We start from the raw sequence: 20,455 nt of genomic DNA, 5'->3' as shown, positions 1-20,455 counted from the left end.
ACATCATGGGTGCGCGCGAACTCCCATCGTTGCTACACGCGCTCCGCCGGCGCACGCGACACCGACCGTCCCGCACCCACTCGCGACGGCCACCAGTTCGCCTGCCCGACCAGTGCGGCGATGGCGGGCACCGTGATGGTGCGCACCACGAAGGTGTCCAACAGGATCCCCACACCGATCACGAAACCACCCTGGATCACGATGCCGATGCTGGAGAACAGCAGACCGGCCATCGACGCGGCGAAGATCAGGCCCGCCGCGGTGATCACTCCGCCCGTCGAGCCCAGCGTCCGGATGATGCCGAACCGGATGCTGTGCGGAGACTCGTCGCGCATCCGCGACACGAAGAGCATGTTGTAGTCGGCGCCCACCGCGACCAGGACCACGAACGCCAGCGGCGGCACGCTCCAGTGCAGTTGCTGGCCGAGGATGCCCTGGAACGTCACCACGCCGATGCCGATGGCCGCGAAGTACGAGAGCACCACGGTGCCGACGAGATAGATGGGTGCCACGATCGAACGCAGCAGGACCGTCAACGTCAACAGCACGACGATGAGGGTCGCCATGATGATGAACCGGATGTCGCGCTCGTAGTAGTCGCGGGTGTCCCGCAGCGCGGCGGGGAACCCGCCCATCGATATCGACGCGTCGGCAAGTGTCGTGTTGGGCTGGGCACCGCGGGCGATGTCACTGATCGTGTTGACCTGATCCATCGCCTCGGAGCTGAACGGGTTGAGCTTGGTCTGCACCAGATACCGCACCGAGTGGCCGTCCGGCGAGATGTACGCCTCTGCGGCCTTCTGGAACTCGGCGGCATTGAGGACTTCGGCCGGAATGCTGAACCCTGCCATGTTCGAGCTCGATGCGTCGTGACGCATGGTCAGCAGGAAAGCCGCGGCCTGGTCGAGTCCGGCGGCCATTACCTTGATCTGCTCGACGAGTTCGTCGACGCCGCCCGCCACCTGCCGGCTTCCGTCGGCGAGGCGGTCGGCGCCGTCCTGCAGATCGTTCAGTCCAGCCCGTGCGCCGCCCGGTGTGTCCAGCCCCATCGCGGATATCGCCTTCGTGAGTCTGGCGAACGCACTGTTGAGTTGGTTCACGGTCGTGGTGAGGCTCTGGCGGTCGTCGACGCCCTGGAGTTGGCCGGCCAGCTGGTTGATCTCGTCCACGCGTCCGTCGTTGCGCGCTTCGATCAACTTCTCGAACTGCATGCGGGTGTCGACGCACGACGGGTTCGCATCGCACACCCGGTTGCCCTGCAGCGCCGTCAGGACCGGGCCGATCCACGCGAACATGTCCCTGACGGCGCGGAAGTTCACTCCCATGGACAGTCCCAGCTTGTTCACGCTGTCGACGAGTTTGGCGGCGGTCGCGACGTCGCGCACCAGTTTGTCGCCGCCGTATTCGGTGCGCACCGACGAGAACGTGTCGATCAGACTCCGGAGGGTGGGCGCGATGTCGTTGACCTGGGCGCGCACATCGCCGAGGCTGTCGGCCAGCGTGCCGGCTCCGTCGGTCAGGGTGTTCAGGTCGCCCGTGCGTTCGCCGATCTGGGCGGAGCCGGCTGCCAGCCGGTCGCCGACGATGCCCGCCTGAAACGTCGCCCGAAACTCCGCGGGCACCTCGCCCAGCGGGCGGGTGATCCCGCTGACCAGCGAAACATCCGGCAGCTGGGCGATGCGCGACGCCATCTGCTCCAGGTCCGCCAGGGCCTGCGGCGTGCGCAGGTCCCGCGGTGACTGGACGAGGATGTACTGGGGAATGGACTGACTGATCGGGAAGTGGCGTTCCAGCGCGGCGTAACCGACCGAACTGGGCGCCGAGGCCGACACCGCCTTGCGGTCGTCGTAGTTGAACTGCGCGAAGCCCGCCGCGCCGGCCAGCAGGATCAGCACGAGCACACTGGCGACCAGATGCGGCACCGGCCTGCGCACGATGCGGATGCCGGAGCGTCTCCAGAACCGGGCGGTCAGCTCGCGTCGCGGCTTGATCCACCCGCGCGGGCCTGCGAGCACGATGATCGCCGGCAGCAGTGTCACACCGGCCAGATAGGCAACGCCGATGCCGATCGCCGCCGACACCCCGACCGTGCTGAACACACCCATCTTGGCGAAGCTCATGACGAGGAAGGTGATGCCGACGGTGAGCGCCGACGCGGTGATGACCTTCCCGATCGAGATCATCGCCGCCTTGACCGCGTCGTCGTAGCCGGCGCCCGAGCGCAGATAGTCGTGATAGCGGCTGATGAGGAAGACCGCGTAATCCGTTCCCGCGCCCGCCAGGATCGCGCTCAGGAAGACGATGGACTGGTTGGAGACGCCCGAGCCGGTCAGGTGGGAGTACGCGGCCACCAATCCCTGCGCGATGAGCACCGACGATCCGATCGTCACCAGCGGCAGCAGCATCGTGACCAGGCTGCGGTACACCACCAACAGCACGGTGAGCACCAGGACGGCGATCGCGATCTCGATCGGCAGGCGGTCCTGTTCACCGGCGACGGTGAGGTCGGCGACGGTGGCCGCCGGTCCGGTCAGGTACACCTTGAGTGCACCGTCTGCTCCGCTTTGTCCAGCGACAGCGTGTTCGACGACGTCGGTCACCCGGTTGAAGGAGTCGAAGGCCCGCGGAGTGCCCAGCTCACCTTCGAGGCTGACCGGCAGCACCCAGGTGGTTTTGTCCTCGCTGGTGAGGAACGGCCGCAGTTGTGGCGTGCTGACGAAATCCTGCACCGACACGACGTCGGTGACGTCGTCGCGCAGCGCGTCCACGAGTTTGCGGTAGGTGACCTCGTCCTCGCGCTGCAGGCCGTTCTCGTTGATCAGCGCGATCAGCAGGAGGTCGTCGTTGCCCGATTCCTGGAACGCCTCGGCCATCTTGCGCGCCGAGACACTCGACGGGGCATCGTCGGGCAGGATGACCAGCGGATGTTTCTCGGCCATCTCGCCGAGCGAGGGGAACGTCAGCGGCAGGGCGATGGCCAGCGCGACCCAGATCCCGATCACCGCCAGGGGCCACCGCACCACCAGATCGGCTAGCCGTCGCATATCGCCCTCACCCCCACCCGCACGCTCCGCGGCGGCCCCACAGCCGCGGGATTGCTGTAGCCAGTGGTTCGCCCCACGCTACGCGACGCGTCCCCAGTGCCCGCTGTCAGCGACCGGCACGCACACCGACTTCATCACCTGCATATATCGGGCCACCGACTTCTTCGCGACCGGATTGTCGGGATGCATGATCGCCATCACAGTGCCCTCGCCATATCGGAATATGTAGATCGTGAGCTGATAGGAGAATCGGCCGTCGGGGTAGATGCCGATGTTGTTCGCGAGGCCCATTTCGGCTGCCGCCAGGATGGCGTTGAGCGGAGCGGCGCCGCCATGGAAGAAATTCGACACCGGAAAGTTCGGCTGCGGCCATTTCAACCACGGCGCCAACTCCAGCACCCGGTAATACGGGACTTTGGCCATTTTCAGACCCGAATCGAAGGAAACCTGCGCCGCCCCCGCCGCCTCGACGAAAGAGGCCGCGCCAATCGGGACGGTGATCGGGATCAGGCCGGTGAACCAGCCCTGCGTCATGAAGTTATCCGTGCCGGTGCGTGAATCGCGCGGGGTGAGGCCGTAATACGTCAATGCACCGGTCAATTCATGCTCGACCTGGGCGAGGCAGGCGAACAGGCCGCCGACGAAACGCGCGCCCGCCGCCGTGCAGGCCGAGTCGAAGCGCTCCGTCTGCGCCGGGTCCATCAGGACTTCAGAGGTCATGGTGCTGGCGGTGGCGTCCTGGGGATTGCCCAGCGGCAGCGGGAACTCGGGAAAGCTGCCGCCGTTCTCTTCGGCGAAGTCGATCCACGCCTGCGCTTCGGGCGAATCCACGGTCAACGCGTGGGTGTCCTCGCGCTCCCGGACACAGAAATCGTCGAAGCTACCGGCATCGGGAAGTACCAGCGCATCACCGCCGGCGCTCAATGCCGAATACATGCCGTTGGCTTCCATCATCGTGGTGCCGATCAATGTCGCGTCGCCGTGGACGTGATCCATGGCGGCAAAGAATGCGAAGTGGTTTTCGCTCTGAACTATCCCGAAAGTGAAGCAACCCCATTCCAGCGGATTCGGTATGGCGACGACGTGAGCGTGTATCTCGTCGACCGTCATGGTTCCGTGATCGACCGGCGCGAATTCGATGTCCGCCGGATCCTCGATCGCACGCCGGACGAACTCTCCGTCACCGGTCTTTTCGAACCAACTGCGGAACGTGTCGTGTCGGCGGAGATATGTGTTCACGGCGTGGTCCATTGCCGAGATATCGCACTGCCCGGGTACTTCACAGCTGGCGATGATCTGCCGGGAGAAGGTCAGCCCCTCGGCCGACCGTTGCGTGTAGTTGCGAAGGTGTTGACCCTGCATATAGCTGATCGGCACCAGGCTGATCGGCGCTTGTCGAGCCTTTTCCCGAGCCGCGGGCGTCGGATGCCAGGACGTGACCGAACCCGGACTCAGCGACCATTCTTCAAGCGCGCCGACCGTGATCTTCCCGATGCGCAATGCTGTCGCCTTCCCCGGTTCTGCCCGGTGTGCCGGCTCCGTCCCGGCATCACCCCTGGCGGAATCAACATACTCTCGGTCGGACCGCCGCCCCCCTCGCGCGGGCTCAACCATGGACGGCGACGCCGCGCATGCGCGATGACAAACGTGCAATAGTGGCCGACGAGTCTTGATCCTGGCCTGGGGGGAGTACAGCAAACATGGAATCCGTCGACGGTCTGAGCGAGCCGGCCCCTCGCTTCGCCATCGTCGGTTACGCGGCACGTTTTCCGGGTGCCTCAGATGCCGATGAGTTCTGGGACCTGCTGCGCGAGGGGCGCGACGCGATCTCAGAGGTGCCCGGCGACCGCTGGGACGTCGACGAGTTCTTCGACCCGGAACCAGGCACACCCGGCAAGGTCGTGACCCGTCGCGCAGGATTCGTCGACGACGCGACCGGATTCGACGCGCCGTTCTTCGGGATGTCGACCCGTGAGGTCAGGATGTTGGACCCGCAGCATCGGCTGCTGCTGGAGACGGCCTGGCGCGCGGTGGAGCATTCAGGCACCGCACCGTCGGCACTGGCGGGCACCAACACGGGGGTGTTCGTGGGTCTGGCCACCCACGATTACCTGGGGATGGCCTCCGACGAGCTCACCTACCCCGAGATCGAGGCCTACATGGCCATCGGGACCTCCAACGCCGCGGCGGCGGGACGGATCAGCTTCCGGCTGGGGCTGCAGGGGCCGGCGGTCGCGGTCGACACGGCGTGCAGCTCGTCGCTGGTGGCCATCCATCAGGCGTGCCAGGCGCTGCAGTTGGGCGAATGCGACCTAGCGCTGGCCGGCGGGGCGAACGTCCTGCTGACACCGGCGACCATGATCACGTTCTCCAACGCGCAGATGCTCGCGCCCGACGGCCGCTGCAAGACCTTCGACGCCGCCGCGGACGGTTACGTGCGCGGCGAGGGATGCGGCGTCATCGTCGTCAAGCGGCTCGAGGACGCGCTCCGCGACGGTGACCGGATCCGGGCCGTGATCCGCGGCAGCGCGATCAACCAGGACGGCGCATCCGGCGGTCTGACGGTGCCCAACGGCGTTGCCCAGCAACGGGTCATCGCCGACGCGCTGCGCCGTGCCGGCCTGTCACCCGGCGATGTCGGGTACCTGGAGGCGCACGGCACCGGGACGTCGCTGGGCGATCCGATCGAGGCTCAGGCCGCCGGTGCGGCATACGGCCCTGGTCGCGAACCCAGTCGGCCGCTGCTGATCGGCTCGGCGAAGACGAACATCGGGCATCTGGAAGCGGCTGCGGGGATCGCGGGCGTCATCAAGGTCGTCCTGTCGCTCGAGCACGAGGCCCTGCCCAAGCACCTGCACTTCGAGAACCCCTCGCCGCACATTCCCTGGGACCGGCTTCCGGTGGAGGTGGTGAAGGAGACCACCCCGTGGGAACGCACCGATCGGCCCCGCATCGCGGGAGTCAGCTCCTTCGGGTTCGCGGGCACCAACGCACACGTCATCGTCGAAGAAGCGCCGACAGCCGCCCCGGTTCCGGACGTCGCCGCCGGCGCGGACGGGCGCTTCAGTGTCCTCCCTCTCTCGGCACGGACACCCGCCGCGTTGGTGGACCTCGCAGACCGATACCGCGGCTGGTTGACCGCACACCCGGAGGCCACGCTGGCGGACGTGTGCTTCACCGCCGGAGTGGGGCGGTCACACCTGGAACAGCGGGCCGCGCTGGTGGTCGATTCCAGGGAATCCGCCATCGAGCTTCTCGGCGCGATCGCGGACGACCGCCCGGCTCCGGGTCTGGTCCGCGGTGAATCCCATGACACACCGAAGACGGCGTGGTTGTTCACCGGTCAGGGCAGCCAGTACCCCGGCATGGCCAGGGAGCTGTACGACACCGAGCCGGTGTTCGCCGCCACGGTGGACCGGTGCGCGGACGTGGTCGCCGACATCCTCGAAAAGCCTTTGCTGGAAGTCGTTTTCGAGACCGGGGGTGACGAGACACTCCGGCAGACCTCCTACGCGCAGCCCGCCCTGTTCGCGGTGGAGATGGGCCTGGCGCGGCTGTGGCAGTCATGGGGGTTCGAGCCCGACGTGGTGCTCGGCCACAGCGTGGGCCAGTACTCGGCCGCCTGTGTGGCGGGGGTGTTCAGCCTGGAGGACGGCGCGCGGCTGATGGCCGAACGAGGCAGGCTGTTCGGCAGCCTGCCCGCCGGTGGCCGGATGGTCGCGGTGTTCACCGCCGCTGAGCGTGTCGAGAGTCTGACCGACGATCACCCGAGTATCTCCGTCGCCGCCTACAACGGCGCCAACACCGTATTATCCGGTCCTGCAGAGGATCTGGAGAAGGCTACTGCCGGGCTGACGGCCGCGGGCGTCCGGTGCGACTGGCTGGAGACCAGCCACGCGTTCCACTCGGCGCTGCTGGAACCGATACTCGACGAGTTCGAGGCATACGCGAATCAGTTCACTTTCGGCGCCCCACAACGGATTCTGATCGACAACCGCACCGGCGACGCGCTCGGCAGGAGCGTGAAGCTCGACGGCGCCTACTGGCGCAGGCATGCGCGCCAACCGGTCGAGTTCGCCAAGAGCGTGCGCACCTTGGCCGGCCTGAACTGCAAGGTACTGCTCGAGATCGGCCCCCAACCCGTGCTCACCGCGGCGGCCCTGCGGGCCTGGCCGGACCCGGCGACGGCACCGCGGGCGATCGCGTCGCTGCGGCGTAATACCGCCGATCACCGTCAGATCATCGAAGCCGTTGCCGACGCCTACGTGTTGGGCCACGTGCCCCGGTTCGCCGCGTTCCGGCAGGCGCACGCAGCCAAGATCGATCTCCCCACCTACCCGTTCGAGCATCGCCAGTACTGGTTCAACGACAGCCGCACCACCAAGCCGCAGAAGCAGGCGCCCGGGCCTCGAACCGAGGCCGTGCGTCTCCTCGAGGACGGCCAGATCGAAGAGTTGGCGGCCCTTCTCGACGGTGCGAACGGTGATCGCCAGACCCTGGACGTGCTCAGCAAGCTTGCCGCGCAACACAACCGGCAACGAACCACCCAGTCCATCGCCGACGACCGCTACGAGTTCCGCTGGGACGAGTCCAGCGCGCCGATCTCCGGCGCCGAGTCCGGCGACGGATCCGCCTGGATCCTCATCGGCGATGACTCCGATGCGGTCCAGCCTCTGATCGACGTGCTGACCGCCCGCGGTCACCGGCACCGGATCATCGGGCTACCGGTGTCCGACGCGGACGAAGAACTGCTCGCAGACGTGTTGCGTGCCGCCGCCGCGGACGATCCGCAGCTGCGCATCGTGCACGTCGCCGCGCTCGAATCCGGCACCGCACCATCGATGCGCTCCCTGTTGCGGATGCAACACCGCATCCTGGGCGGAACGCGGCGGCTCTTCCGTGCCGCAACCACCGCTGGATTGCGCAGGCCCATCTGGGTGATGACGCGGGGCGCACAGCGAGTCACCGACGCCGACACCGTGTCACCCGATCAAAGCTGCCTGTGGGGATTCGGCCGCGCCGCAGCGCTCGAGTTGCCGCTGGTGTGGGGCGGACTGGCCGATCTGTCGGGCGGCACGCCCGGGGCAGGGGACAGTGCCACCGCCGAATGGTCGCGGTTCGTCGACCGGATCACGACGCCGGACGGCTCGGCCGTCAGGGAAGACCAGATCGCGCTGCGCGATCAGGCGATCTACGTGCCCCGGCTGGTCCGGCGGGCCACGCAGCAGAGCGGCGCACCGCTGCAACTGCGCGGGGATGCAACCTATCTGGTGACCGGCGGGCTGGGGTCGATCGGACTCGAGATCGCCGGGTATCTGGCGTCGCACGGTGCCAGGCATGTGGTGCTGACCAGCCGCCGCGCGCCCAGCGCGGCTGTGCAGCAGCGCATCGACGCACTGGGCGCCCAGCACGGCTGCGAAATCCAAGTGGTCACCGCCGACGTCTCCGACGCGCACGCCGTCGCGCGCCTGTTGGCCACCGTGGCGGCCGAACTGCCGCCATTGGCGGGCATCGTTCATGCTGCAGGCGAGATCGGCACCACCCCGCTGAGCAACCTGGATGACGCCGAAGTTGACCGCGTCTTCGCCGGAAAGGTCTGGGGTGCTTGGCATCTGAGTGAAGCCGCCTTGGACACTTCAGGCCTGAAGCTGGACTTCTTCATCAGCACCTCGTCGATCGCCTCGGTGTGGGGCGGATTCGGTCAGACCGCCTACGGCGCGGCCAACGCCTTCCTCGACGCTCTGGCGTGGCGACTGCGCGAGCGGGGCATCCCCGGGGTCAGCGTCAACTTCGGCCCCTGGTCTGCGGGCATGGCCGACGCGGCGTCCCGTGCACGGCTGGATCAGCGCGGGGTCCGGACCTTGTCGCCCGCCGACGCGCTGGCAGGTCTTGCCGATGTCGTGGCGGCGTCGGGTGCGAAGGGTGCGGCGCAGGGGGTTGTCGCCCGGATCGACTGGACCCGCTTCCTGCCGCTCTACCAGCAGGCGGGGCGACGGGCATTCCTGGCGGAGTTGGAGCGCGAGGTGCCCGCCGCGGTACTGCCCGCCGTGACGCCGACCGGGACGACCCCACTGGTCGAGCGGCTCACCAACGCTCCAGTGCAGCAGCGCAAGAAGCTCATGACGGATTACCTGCGCGACACGGTGGCCGAAGTGACCCGCGTCGACGTCGCGGAGATCCGTGAGGACGCCGGGTTCTTCGACCTCGGCATGGATTCGCTGATGGCCGTCGAGTTGCGGCGTCACGTCGAAAACGGTGTCGGCGCGGAGATACCGGTCACCCTGGCGATGGATCACCCCAGGGTGTCCGACCTGGCCGACTATCTGCTCGGCGATGTGCTCGGCCTCAGCGAGCAGGCCGCGGACCGAGGAGCTCAGCTGGCCTCGGCGGTGACGACACGCACGGACGAACCCATCGCGATCGTCGCGGTGTCGTGCCGTTTCCCCGGCGCGCCCGACCCGGAAGCTTTCTGGGAGTTGCTGTCCGGCGGCGTCGACGCGATCCGGGAAGTCCCGGAGGACCGCTACGACATCGACGAGTTCTACGATCCGGATCCGGATGCTCCCGGCAAGACCTACACGCGCTCCGGTGGATTCCTGGACGGCATCGACGGATTCGATCCCGAGTTCTTCGGCATCTCTCCACGCGAGGCCGTTTGGATCGACCCGCAGCAGCGCCTCATGCTCGAAACCGCGTGGGAAGGGCTGGAGCGCGCCGGAATGTCGCCGGCGACGTTGCGCGGCAGCCGAACCGGCGTCTTCGTCGGGGTGGCCGCCAACGAGTACGCGCACCTGCTCTCAGCCGAGCCGATCGACAAGATCGCGCCTCACTTCATCACCGGCAATGCGCTCAACGCCATCTCGGGTCGCGTCGCGTTCGCGCTCGGACTCGAAGGCCCGGCAGTGGCGGTCGACACGGCGTGCAGCTCGGCGCTGGTGGCCGTGCACCAGGCCTGCCAGGCCCTGCGTTCCGGGGACGCCGATCTGGCGTTGGCCGGCGGTGTCAACGTCTTGCTGAGCCCGGTGACGGTCGTCGCCGCCTCCCGCGCCCGGATGCTGTCCGCGGACGGGCGGTGCAAGACCTTCGATGCCTCTGCCGACGGCTATGTCCGCAGTGAAGGTTGCGGGATTCTGGTGCTCAAGAGGCTGAGCGACGCGGTGCGCGACGGCGATCAGGTCTGTGCCGTCATTCCCAGCAGCGCGGTCAATCAGGACGGTGCATCCAGCGGTTTGACGGTGCCCAATGGCGGCGCCCAGCAACGGCTCATCGCGACCGCGCTGGCGCGTGCCGGACTGGCGGGCGGGGATGTCGACTACCTGGAGGCACACGGGACGGGCACCCCGCTGGGCGACCCGATCGAGGTCCAGGCGGCCGCTGCCGCCTATGGCGGCTCGCGGGACGCGGACCGGCCACTGCTGATGGGCTCGGTGAAGACCAACATCGGTCACACCGAGTCGGCCTCCGGCGCAGCGGGTCTGATCAAGGTCGTCTTGGCGCTCCAGCACGGACTGCTGCCGCAGAGCCTGCATTTCGACACACCGTCGCCGCACATCCCGTGGGACGCGCTGCCGGTGAAGGTCGTGGACAAAGCGGTTCCGTGGCACGCCGACGGCAGACCCCGGCGCGCAGGCGTGAGTTCCTTCGGGTTCACCGGCACGAACGCGCACGTGCTGATCGAGGAGGCGCCACCGCCGCCGGCCATCGCGTCCGAACCGGACACCGATGCGCCGGACGCCGACGCGCAGTCCGTGAACGTGCTCGCGCTGTCCGCGCGGTCACCGGAAGCCCTTGTGGCACTGGCCCAGCGGTACGAGTCCTGGTTGGGCACCCACCCGGATGTCGACCTCGCCGATGTGTGCCTCACCGCCGGGACGGGCCGTTCGCATTTCGACCACCGGGCCGCGCTCGTCGTGGAGTCGGTCCAGGGTGCGCGCGAGGCGCTGGCCGACCTGGCCGAGAATCGCCTGCGCACCGGCGTCGTCCGCGGCGAGCACACGCACCACCCGACGACGGCGTGGTTGTTCACCGGGCAGGGCAGCCAGTACCCCGGGATGGCCCGTGAACTGTTCGACGCCGAACCGGTTTTCGCCGAGACCGTGACCCGGTGCGCGGAGGCGGTGGACGGCACGCTGCCGCGTCCGTTGCTCGAGGTGCTGTTCTCGACCGATCGCGGGGCCAGCGGTGATGCCCGGGAGACGCTGCGGCACACGTCGTTCGCGCAGCCCACGCTCTTCGCCATCGAGATGGGCCTGGCCCGGCTGTGGCAGTCGTGGGGGATCGAGCCCGACGTGGTGCTGGGGCACAGCGTGGGCCAGTACGCCGCGGCGTGCGTGGCGGGAGTGTTCAGCCTCGAGGACGGTGCGCGGTTGATGGCCGAGCGTGGGCGGCTCTTCGGCAGCCTGCCCGAAGGCGGCCGGATGGTGGCGGTGTTCACCGACGCCAAGAGGGTCGAGGAGATCGCCGGCGAGTTCCCCCGGGTCTCGGTCGGCGCCTACAACGGACCCAACACCGTGCTCTCGGGTCCGGGCGAGGATCTGGACCAGATCGTCGAGAGCTTCGGCGAGGACGGGATCCGGTGCACCTGGCTGCAGACCAGCCACGCCTTCCACTCCGAACTGTTGGACCCGGTGCTCGATGAATTCGAGTCCTACGCGGCGCAATTGACGTTCGCTGTCCCGTCGCTGCCGCTGGTCTGCAACCGCACCGGCGCTGTGCTGACGGACCAGACCCCGCTCGATGCACAATACTGGCGGCGGCACTCGCGCCAACCGGTGCAGTTCGCCGAAAGTGTGCGCACCGTCGCGGCATTGGGCTGCTCGGTGCTGGTGGAGATCGGGCCGCAACCGGTGCTGACCGGGGCGGCGGTGCAGGTCTGGCCCGAGCACTTGGCGCCGCCGCGGGCGATCGTCTCGCTGCGTAAGGGCGTCGGCGACCAACGCCAGATCGCCGACGCGCTGGCCGCGGCCTACGTCGGCGGCCACCGACCCGATTTCGCTGCGCTGCATCGTCAGCCCCGCCGCAGACTCGAACTGCCCACCTATCCGTTCCAGCGGCGCCGCTTCTGGCCCAGGACTTCGGGCATGGCCATGGAAGGCGGTGTCGGTCCCGCGGCATCCGGGATCCTGGGCAGTGCCAAGGACCTCGCCTCCGGCGATTCCGTCTACACCAGCAGGTTATCGGTCAAATCGCAGCCGTGGCTGTCCGACCACGTCATCTACGGCACCGTGGTCGTGCCGGGGGCGACGTACGCCGCGATGGCGCTGGCCGCCGTCGGCACCCCGGCGCGGGCGAAGGACGTCTTCTTCTACGAGCCGATCATCCTGCCGGAGAAGGCTTCTCGAGAGGTGCAGCTGACACTGCATCCGCTCGACGACGGTAGCGGATCGAAGTTCACGGTGCACAGCCGCCCGTACGGAGACCGCGCCGCCGAATGGTCGCTGAACGCGGAAGGCACCGTGGTGAGCGGTGCCTCCGACGTCGCTGACGAGCCGGCGTCCGAGCAGACCGATCCCGTCGACGAGGCGATCGAGCGGTTGAACCGCATGCGCCCACAGGAGTTGTTCGAGACCTTCGCCGACATGGAACTCGCGTGGGGGCCGACCTGGTCGGGTTCACTGAAGTCGTTGTGGCTCGGCGAGGGTGAGGCGATCGGCGACATCGTGGTCGGCGAAGAACTCGCCGAACAGGTCGGCACCGAGCCGATGCACCCGGTGCTGGTGGACCTGTGTACCGGCGTCGCCTTCCCGGCGTTCCCGGCCCTTCTCGCCGCGGAGCAGGGCGTCAGCGATCTGTTCCTGCCGCTGCGATACGGGCAGGTGACGCTGCGGGAGAAGATGCCGCGGCGGTTCTATTGCCGTGCGACGTGGCACACCAGTGCCCTCGACAGCGAAACCCAGGTCTTCGACCTGGATTTCGTCGACCGGGACGGCCGCCACCTGGGCGGTATCCGCGAGTTCACGGTCAAACGCGCGCCGCGGGAGGCGTTGCTGCGCGGCCTCGGCGGCGATGCCACCAGGCTGCTGTACACCCTCGGGTGGCACGAGGTGCCGCCGCCGGTATCCACCGACGACGCCGCAGTCGCCGGCACCTGGCTGATCGCCGGGTTCGACGAGCTGGCCGCGACCGTGCCCGGGTGCATCCCGTTCGACCGGGCCACCGACGTGGAGCTGCTGGGGCAGCGGTTGACCAAGGCTCACGAACGCGGCCTGCCGTTCTCCGGTGTCGTCTGGCGCGCTGCGGGCCGGAGCCCTGAGAAGTCCGGCACAGACGAGTCGAGCGGCGACGTCTCGGCGCGGCTCGAGACCGAGATCGCCAACCTGCTCAGCGCGGTGCACACAGTGCAGGCCGGGGCACAGGACGGCTCCGTGAAGCTGCCCGGCGGACTGTGGATCGTCACCGAGAAGGCCGTGGCGACCGAGTCGGGCGAGCCGGTCGATCCCGTCCAGTCGGCGCTGTGGGGATTCGGTCGCACCACGATCAACGAGGAACCGGCGCTGCGCTGCAAATTGGTCGACTGCGACGGATCACCGGAGGCCGTGCAGGCGTTGGCCACGCTGCTGGCCACCCCGATCGATGAGCCGGAAATCGCGCTGCGACAAGGGAAACTGCTGGCTTCCCGGTTGCTGCCGTGGGCGCGCAGCGGTCACCTCACGGTGCCACGCGGAGGCGACTACGTCCTGGCACCCACCGAACGTGGGGCGATCGACAACCTGCGGCTGACCGAGGTGGACGTGCCGCCGCCCGGCGAGGGCTACGTGCAGGTTCGGGTGGAGGCTGCGGGCCTCAACTTCCGCGACGTCCTCAACGTCCTCGGCCTCTACCCGGGCGACCCCGGACCGATCGGCGGCGACTTCGCCGGCGTCGTCACCCAGTTGGGCGACGGCGCAACGGAACTCGAGGCCGGTCAACGCGTGTACGGCTTCATGCAGGGTGCGTTCTCCAGCCGGTTCAATGTGCCTGCCCAGTTGCTCGCACCGATTCCCGACGGCGTGAGCGCGGTGGAGGCGGCCACCATCCCCGCGGCGGCGCTGACGGCCCGAATCGCGTTCGATTGGGCGCAGCTCAAGCCCGGTGATCGCGTGCTCATCCACGCCGCCAGCGGCGGCGTCGGGCTGGCGGCGATCCAGATGGCGCAGCAGCACGGCGCCGTCGTGTTCGCGACCGCCAGCACCTACAAGCGCGCCACGTTGCGCAAACTGGGAGTCAAGTACGTATACGACTCGCGCACCACGGATTTCGCCGACGAGATCCTCGCCGACACCGATGGCGAAGGCGTCGATGTGGTGCTCAACAGCCTGACCAATGAGGGGTTCATCGACGCGACCGTGCGGGCCACCGCCAAGAACGGCCGGTTCGCCGAGATCGCCAAGCGTGACATCTGGACGACCGAGCAGATGGCGCGGGCCCGCCCGGACATCGCGTACGAGATCGTCGCGCTGGACACGGTGACAATCCAGGAGCCCGAGCGTATTCGCGGGTTGCTGACCGAGGTGTCGGAGGGTTTGGCCGCGGCTGTTGACTCCTCGCGCAAGCGCTCGTCGGTTGTTGACTCCTCGCGCAAGCGCTCGTCGGTTGCCGAGTGGGTGCCACTGCCCGCCGAGATCTACCCGCTGACCGAGGCCAGGGCCGCGTTCCGGCGCATGCAGCAGGCGCGGCACATCGGCAAGATCGTGTGCCAGATTCCAAACCCCTTGCAGCCGCGGGCCGACCGGAGCTACCTGATCACCGGTGGACTCGGTGCCATCGGTCTGCACACGGCGTCGTATCTGGCCCAACTCGGTGCCGGTGACATCATCTTGACCAGCAGGCGGGCGCCCGACACGGACGCCCAACAGGCGATCGACGACATCACCGAACGCTACAAGTGCCGCATCCACGTCTTCTCCGCCGATGTCGGCGACGAGACGGAAGTGACCACACTGCTGGACCGGATCCGCGCGGAGTTGCCGCCGCTCGCCGGGGTGGCGCACTTCGCAGGCGTGCTCGACGACGCACTGCTGTCCCAGCAGAGCCTGGAGCGTTTCCGGACGACGTTGGCGCCCAAGGCGTTCGGTGCCTGCCACCTGGACCGCCTGACGAAGGACGACGATCTGGACTTCTTCATCGTGTCCTCCTCGGTGTCCAGCCTGTTCGGTTCCCCTGGCCAGGCCAACTACGCGACCGCCAATGCGTTGCTCGATGGTTTGGTCGCGCAGCGAAGGGCGCACGGCCTGCCGGCCACGGGTGTCAACTTCGGCCCCTGGGCCCAGGGCGGCATGGCCTCGTCGGAAGCCGCGGTCGCCAACATCAGTGCCCAGGGCCTGATCCCGCTGGACCCGGCGGCAGCGCTGGGCGCCCTCGCCGAAGTCGTCGCCAACGGCACCGGCCAGGCGGCCGTCATCAAGGCCAACTGGCAGCGTGCCGCGAAGGTGCTCGGCAGTTCCCGTCCACCGATCCTCGACCTGGTGTTGCCGAGCGCGGCCGGCGAGGTGACCGGTGACAGCGAGTTGCTGCGGCAGTTGCAGGAGATACCCGTGCCGCAGCGCGCCGGTTTCGTGACCGAGTTCCTTCAACGCGAGGTGCAGAACTTCCTTCGGCTCGCGTCACCACCGGCGGCGACCAGTCGGTTCCTGGACCTCGGTACCGATTCACTGATGGCGATCGAACTCCGCAACCGGCTGCACAGCCAGTTCGGCGGCGCGTTCACGATCAACGCGACCGCGGTCTTCGACTATCCGACCATCGGCGGGCTCGCCGAGTATCTCGTGGCTCAGCTGCCGGATGCCGAATCACCCGATCCGCAGCCGGAAGACGCTGCCGCCGGCGCCGCACAGGAGCCAGCCGAATAGGGCACCCGCCAATTCGAACGGATTCGGAACGTTTCGGCGGTGGCGGCCGGCGACGGGGTCCGCGCCGGTAGGGTGGTTCGGCATGGTCGACAGTTCCCCGCCCACGCGGCCGAAACCTTTAGTGGCATTGGCGATCTCGGTAGTCGCCGTGATCATCGCGTCGGGAGTCGGCGGGCTGGCCTCGACCAGTTCGGGCGAGGAGTACCAGCGGCTCGAACAGCCCGCGTGGGCTCCGCCGTCCTGGGTGTTCGGCCCGGTCTGGACACTGCTGTACCTCCTGATGGCCGTCGCCGCCTGGCTGGTGTGGCGTAGCGGTCCCTGGTCACAGACCCGGCCGGCGCTGACGGCCTACGCCGTGCAGCTGGTGCTCAATGCGGCCTGGACACCGCTGTTCTTCGGTCTCGGTTGGCGCGGGATCGCGTTCGCTGAACTCAGCGTGCTGTGGGTAGTACTCATCACGACGGTGGTGATGTTCTGGCGTCACAGTCGGATCGCGGCAGCGCTGCTCGTGCCGTACCTGGCGTGGACGACGTTCGCGTTGTGCCTGAACTTCGCCGTCTGGCAGTTGAACAACTGAGGAGTGCGCATGAAGAAGTCGGTGTTCATCACCGGTGCCGCGACGGGGATCGGCCGGGCCACGGCGCTGCTGTTCGCGCGGCACGGTTACTTCGTGGGCGGATACGACATCGATGACGAGGGCCTGAAGCTGCTCGCGGCAGACATCGGCGCGGTCGCCGGTACCGGGACCTTCGGGCATCTCGACGTCACCGATGCCGAGGAGGTGTCCCAGCGGCTGTCGGAGTTCGTCTCCGCCGCCGGCGGCCAACTCGACGTGCTGATCAACAACGCGGGCGTATTGCACGCCGGCCTGTTCGAGGAGATCAGCGTCGACGCACACCACCGAGAGATCGACATCAACATCAAAGGCGTGGTCAACGGACTGCACGCAGCGTTCCCCCACCTGAGGGCCACGCCAGGTGCGGTGGTGGTCAACCTCGCGTCCGCGTCGGCGATCTACGGCCAGGCCGAACTCGCCAACTACAGCGCCACCAAGTTCTACGTCAGGGCCATCACCGAGGCACTCAACATCGAGTGGGATCACTACGGAATCAGGGTGATCGACATGTGGCCGCTGTATGTGAACACGGCGATGACCCGCGGCATCAAGACGGGCACCACCGACTCGTTGGGCATCCATTTGAGCGCTGAGGACATCGCCGAGGACATCGTGGCGGCGGTGGAACCGTCCTCGCCCCGCCGCGTCACCCACCAGGTGCACTATCCGGTGGGTGTACCGGCCAAGTCGATGGCCCTGGTATCGCGGTTCTCACCGGCTTGGCTCACCCGGCTCGTCAACAAGCGGCTGGCCGGCAGGTAATACCGGCCGTCAGTCCGCCGACCACCGCGTCGCCTCCACTTCCGCGGGCAGCGGCGGATGCAGGGGGACGTCGAGGCCGTCGTAGATCCCGGGCTTCTGGGTGGCCAGCCATCCGATCGCGCCGAGCAGCCGGTTGGCTGCGGTGGTGTTGCCGCCGTCCGCGCGGGTGCCACCGCGCACATCGGCGCGGCTCACGATCGTCAGCTGCGGGTCGCCGTCGACGATGACCCGGTGGTCGCCGACGCCCTCATCGGGCTGCGGCCAGTCCGGGGCGCAGGAAGGATGGATTCGGGTGATGTGATCGATGACGATCCGCTCCCGCCCGCCGGACCAGCCGATCACCTTGAGCCAGAACGCCCCCTGGGTTCCCGCCTCGAAACGTCCCATGACGGTGTCGACGGACTCCTCGAGCGGGCGGCGCTGCACGTCCTCGGTGATCTCGTCGATCTCGAGCCCCAGGCCGCGGCCGATGAGCCGGATGTTGCCACCCCACACCATCGTCGGGATCGACGGCAGCAGCATCATCGGGGTCTCGTCCATCGATCCCCCGAAGCCGCACGAGACCTTCACCGCGAACGGCTGGTTGTACGTCGAGTAGTCGAAGATCTCCTGGCAGTGGATGGTGCGGATCCGCGTGCACAGACCCGCCGCCAGCACCGCGAGCGCGTCGTTACCCCAGCCGGGGTCGACCCCGCTGACGAGCAGGGTCACCCCGCCTTCCTCCGCGGCCGCGGTCAGGAGTGCCACCCACTCCGCAGGCGCGGAGCGGGGGTCGTACAGCGAGTACAGCGACGGGGTGACGACGTGCGCGCCAGAACGCAGGCACCGTTCGATGTCGGCGATCGCCTCGTCGGGACGGATGTCGCCGGAAGCCATGTAGGCCACCGCGTCACACTCGGCCAGTACGGCGTCGATGTCGGTGGACGCGGTGATCCCGGTAACGGCGCCGATCCCGGCGAAGGCAGCGGCGTCGGTTCCCGCCTTGTCCTCCGACGAGGTGATGACACCCGTCAGACGCAGCCCGGGAAAGGCCGTCAGCGACCGGATCGACGCCGCGCCCATGTTGCCCGTCCCCCACACCGCGACCCCGATTGCCGTCTGCACGAACACACCCTAACGGCCTCGACGTGACCATCATCACAGCAGCGAAGATTCGCAGGTCAGCACATGGAAATCAGGCGTTTTCAACCCCCACCCAACTGCTGGGTTGGTCAACGCCCCGAAATTGCTCACACTCGCTTTGCGTTGAAGTTACCGGACGGTATAGTTGGCGACAGTTACTGGTGGGTAACTTTTCCGAAGTACCCAACCGCAATGTGGCGTTCTCATCGAGGAGGAATCGTGGGCCACTACAAGAGCAATGTCCGTGACCAGGTGTTCAACCTGTTCGAGGTCCTCGGAGTCGACAAGGCGCTGGGTCAGGGCGAGTACGCCGACCTGGACGCCGACGTCGCCGTCGAGATGCTGGGCGAGATGGCCAGACTGGCCGAGGGCCCAATCGCGGAGTCGTTCGCCGAGGGCGACCGCAACCCGCCCGTCTTCGATCCCGAGACGCACAGCGTGAAGCTGCCCGAGGCGTTCAAGAAGTCCGTGCGCGCCGTCATCGACGGTGGCTGGGACAAGCTGACCATCAGCGAGGAACTCGGCGGGACGGCCATGCCGAGCGCGCTGTCCTGGGCACTGCAGGAGCACATCCTCGGCGCCAACCCCGCGGTGTACATGTACGCCATGGGCGCCGGATTCGCCGGCATCTTCCACAACCTCGGCACCGAGGAACAGAAGAAGTGGGCCGTGCTGGCCGCCGAACGCGGCTGGGGCTCCACCATGGTGCTCACCGAACCCGACGCCGGGTCCGACGTGGGCGCCGGCCGCACCAAGGCCGTGCAGCAACCCGACGGCTCGTGGCACATCGACGGCGTGAAGCGCTTCATCACCTCCGCCGACTCCGATGACCTGTTCGAGAACATCATGCATCTGGTGCTGGCCCGCCCCGAGGGCGCTGGCCCCGGCACCAAGGGCCTGTCGCTGTTCTTCGTGCCGAAGTTCCTCTTCGACACCGAGACCGGTGAGCCGGCCGAGCGCAACGGCGTGTTCGTCACCAACGTCGAGCACAAGATGGGCCTGAAGATCTCGACCACCTGCGAGCTGTCGCTGGGACAGCACGGCGTCCCCGCCAAGGGCTGGCTGGTCGGCGAGGTCCACGACGGCATCGCGCAGATGTTCGACGTCATCGAGCAGGCGCGGATGATGGTGGGCACCAAGGCGATCGCCACCCTGTCCACCGGCTACCTCAACGCGCTGGCCTACGCCAAGGACCGCGTGCAGGGCGCCGACCTGACCCAGATGACCGACAAGACCGCGCCGCGGGTGACCATCACGCACCACCCCGATGTGCGCCGTTCGCTGATGACCCAGAAGGCCTACGCCGAGGGGCTGCGCGCGCTGTACCTGTTCACCGCGACCCACCAGGACGCGGCGGTGGCCCAGGCGGTCCACGGCATCGACGCCGAGTTGGCCGGCAAGGTCAACGACCTGCTGCTGCCGATCGTCAAGGGCGTCGGCTCCGAACAGGCCTACGCCAAGCTCACCGAGAGCCTGCAGACCTTCGGAGGTTCGGGCTTCCTGCAGGACTACCCGATCGAGCAGTACATCCGTGACGCCAAGATCGACTCGCTCTACGAGGGCACCACGGCCATCCAGGCGCAGGACTTCTTCTTTCGCAAGATCGTCCGCGACAAGGGCGTCGCGCTGGGGCACGTCGCCGGCCAGATCGAGCAGTTCGTCAAGAGCGAGACCGGCAACGGCCGCCTCAAGGCGGAGCGCGCCCTGCTGGCGACCGCGCTGGAGGACGTCCAGGGCATGGCGGCCACGCTGACCGGCTACCTGATGGCTTCGCAGGAGGATCCCGAGAGCATCTACAAGGTGGGCCTCGGCTCCGTGCGCTTCCTGATGAGCGTCGGCGACCTGGTCATCGGCTGGCTGCTGCAGCAGCAGGCAGCCGTGGCGATCGAGAAGCTCGACACCGGTGCCGCAGATGCCGACCGCGCCTTCTACGAGGGCAAGGTCGCGGTGGCGTCGTTCTTCGCGAAGAACTTCCTGCCGCTGCTGACCAGCACCCGGTCGATCGTGGAGAACCTCGACAACGAGGTCATGGAACTGGACGAGGCGGCCTTCTAGGCTCTTCCGCCGCCTCGGCCCCGAGACGC

7 protein-coding genes are annotated in these 20,455 nt (G+C 67.8%); 4 read left to right on the top strand and 3 right to left on the bottom strand.

Features of this window, described 5'->3' with window-relative positions; genetic code table 11:
- Positions 1-32: 32 nt before the first annotated feature.
- Positions 33-3,044, bottom strand: coding sequence for an MMPL/RND family transporter (locus tag H7I57_RS19785; RefSeq protein WP_264025491.1), 3,012 nt, complete (start codon positions 3,042-3,044; stop codon positions 33-35).
- A gap of 78 nt (positions 3,045-3,122) precedes the next feature.
- Positions 3,123-4,544 carry a condensation domain-containing protein gene (locus H7I57_RS19780; protein ID WP_264025489.1) on the bottom strand — a complete coding sequence of 474 codons (1,422 nt, stop codon included), beginning with the start codon at positions 4,542-4,544 and terminating at the stop codon, positions 3,123-3,125.
- Positions 4,545-4,744: 200 nt separating this feature from the next.
- Here H7I57_RS19780 and H7I57_RS19775 point away from each other — a divergent pair, with 200 nt between their 5' ends.
- The 3 genes from H7I57_RS19775 to H7I57_RS19765 all read left to right on the top strand — a co-directional run bounded on the left by H7I57_RS19775 (position 4,745) and on the right by H7I57_RS19765 (position 17,249).
- A complete protein-coding gene (locus H7I57_RS19775; protein ID WP_264025488.1) occupies positions 4,745-15,871 on the top strand; it encodes a type I polyketide synthase in 11,127 nt (3,708 codons plus the stop codon).
- Between the two features lie 82 nt (positions 15,872-15,953).
- Complete coding sequence (locus H7I57_RS19770) at positions 15,954-16,448, top strand: TspO/MBR family protein (RefSeq protein WP_264025487.1); 495 nt, start codon at positions 15,954-15,956, stop codon at positions 16,446-16,448.
- Between the two features lie 9 nt (positions 16,449-16,457).
- Entirely contained in the window at positions 16,458-17,249 is a 792-nt protein-coding gene (locus tag H7I57_RS19765; RefSeq protein ID WP_264025485.1) for an SDR family oxidoreductase, read from the top strand.
- A gap of 9 nt (positions 17,250-17,258) precedes the next feature.
- On the opposite strand, the gene H7I57_RS19760 is transcribed toward H7I57_RS19765, so the two are convergent.
- Positions 17,259-18,353, bottom strand: a complete 1,095-nt coding sequence (locus H7I57_RS19760) for an NAD(P)H-dependent amine dehydrogenase family protein (RefSeq protein ID WP_264025484.1) — start codon at positions 18,351-18,353, stop codon at positions 17,259-17,261.
- 237 nt (positions 18,354-18,590) lie between these two features.
- Between H7I57_RS19760 and H7I57_RS19755 the strand changes: the two genes are divergently transcribed.
- On the top strand, positions 18,591-20,426 hold the full coding sequence (locus H7I57_RS19755) for an acyl-CoA dehydrogenase (RefSeq protein ID WP_264025483.1): 1,836 nt from the start codon (positions 18,591-18,593) through the stop codon (positions 20,424-20,426).
- Positions 20,427-20,455 lie beyond the last annotated feature (29 nt).

Origin of the sequence: Mycolicibacterium pyrenivorans (assembly GCF_025821625.1) — a bacterium.
GTDB classification, from domain to species: Bacteria; Actinomycetota; Actinomycetes; order Mycobacteriales; family Mycobacteriaceae; genus Mycobacterium; species Mycobacterium pyrenivorans.
The sequence above is the reverse complement of the archived record's forward strand: the minus strand, read 5'-3'. Positions and strand labels throughout refer to the sequence as shown.